Origin of the sequence: Mesorhizobium sp. M7A.F.Ca.CA.003.01.2.1, from assembly GCF_003998945.1 — a bacterium.
GTDB lineage: Bacteria > Pseudomonadota > Alphaproteobacteria > Rhizobiales > Rhizobiaceae > Mesorhizobium > Mesorhizobium ciceri.
Window position 1 is genome coordinate 1 of sequence record NZ_RZRA01001054.1, and the last position, 1804, is coordinate 1804.

Sequence of the window (1804 nt, forward strand, 5' to 3'; positions counted from 1 at the left end):
CGAGCAGGCCGACCAGATGGACGAGATCATCGAAAAATATGGCGAGGCGCAGCACCGCTTCGAGGAACTCGACGGTTATGCGCTGGATGGCCGCGCCCGCGAAGTGCTGGACGGTCTCGGCTTTTCGCAGGAGATGATGGACGGCGATGTCGGAAAGCTGTCCGGCGGCTGGAAGATGCGCGTGGCGCTGGCCCGCATCCTGTTGATGCGGCCCGACGCCATGCTGCTCGACGAGCCGTCGAACCATCTCGACCTGGAGAGCCTGATCTGGCTGGAATCCTTCCTGAAGAACTATGATGGCGCGCTGCTGATGACCTCGCACGACCGCGAGTTCATGAACCGCATCGTCAACAAGGTGGTCGAGATCGACGCCGGTTCGCTGACCGCCTATTCCGGAAACTACGAATTCTACCAGCAGCAGCGGGCGATCGCCGATAAGCAGCAGCAGGCTCAGTTCGAGCGCCAGCAGGCGATGCTGGCCAAGGAGATCGCCTTCATCGAGCGCTTCAAGGCGCGCGCCTCGCATGCCGCGCAGGTGCAGAGCCGGGTGAAGAAGCTGGACAAGATCGACCGCGTCGAGCCGCCGAAGCGCCGCCAGACCGTGTCCTTCGATTTCCTGCCGGCGCCGCGCTGCGGTGAGGATGTCGTCACGCTGAAGAACGTCCACAAGGGCTATGGCAGCCGCAGCATCTATGAGGGGCTCGATTTCCAGGTCCGCCGCCGCGAGCGCTGGTGCATCATGGGCGTCAACGGCGCCGGCAAATCGACGCTTCTGAAGCTGGTCGCCGGCGCTTCCGAGCCCGATACCGGCACGGTCGCGCGGGGCCCAAGTGTCAAGATGGGATATTTCGCCCAGCACGCCATGGAGGTGCTGGAAGGCGAGCGCACTGTGTTCCAGACACTGGAAGACGCGTTCCCCCAGGCCGGCCAGGCGCCGCTGCGGGCACTCGCAGGCTGCTTCGGCTTTTCCGGCGACGAGATCGAGAAGAAATGCCGTGTGCTGTCAGGCGGCGAGAAGGCGCGGCTGGTGATGGCGCTGATGCTGTTCGACCCGCCCAACCTTTTGGTGCTGGACGAGCCGACCAACCATCTCGACATCGCCACCAAGGAGATGCTGATCACGGCACTTTCGCAGTATGAGGGCACCATGCTGTTCGTCTCGCACGACCGGCATTTTCTGGCGGCGCTTTCCAACCGCGTGCTGGAACTGACGCCCGAAGGCATCCACACCTATGGCGGCGGCTATACGGAATATGTCGAGCGGACGGGGCAGGAAGCGCCGGGCCTGAGGAGCTAACGGCTACCTCAGCGAGATGCTCATGCCGCTGAGGTCGGCGTTGACCTGCAGGCCGACCTGCCTGCCCGTCAATTCGAGCTGGGCGCCCTTGTCATTGGTCATGACGATCACCTGAGCCCCTTTGCCAAGCGCGCCGCCACCGCCCGCCGCACCGTAGACCCCGGTCACATCCCGCGCACGTTTGATGTGGCGCACGGTACCTCGGAAATAGGTCTTGGAGACGCCGAAGGCGAGACCGCCCGAGACGCCGCCGACCGAGATGGGATAGCGGCGGCCATGGAAGGTCAGCGTTCCTTCGCCTCCGGAGCCACCGACGAAGAAGGCCGCCTTGTAGACGGCGAAGCGGATCGTGCCGCTGTCGGCATGCGCGGCGCTGGCAAAGCCGATGCTCGCGGTGGCGACGGCGGCAACCGCTATGGAACGAAATCCGGATGAAATCTTCATGGGGAGAACTCCTCAATGTCGCCGCTTTGCCGGCCAGGATGTCTGGGTGGGATCAAAGCTACC

The 1804-nt window shown here is 64.0% G+C and carries 2 protein-coding genes; one reads left to right on the plus strand and one right to left on the minus strand.

The window, feature by feature from the left end:
• Positions 1-1297, plus strand: a 1297-nt coding sequence (locus tag EN969_RS29525; RefSeq protein WP_164758607.1) for an ABC-F family ATP-binding cassette domain-containing protein, incomplete at its 5' end; no start/stop codon positions are given.
• 3 nt (positions 1298-1300) lie between these two features.
• On the opposite strand, the gene EN969_RS29530 is transcribed toward EN969_RS29525, so the two are convergent.
• On the minus strand, positions 1301-1741 hold the full coding sequence (locus tag EN969_RS29530; RefSeq protein WP_013530641.1) for a hypothetical protein: 441 nt from the start codon (positions 1739-1741) through the stop codon (positions 1301-1303).
• Between the last annotated feature and the right edge of the window lie 63 nt (positions 1742-1804).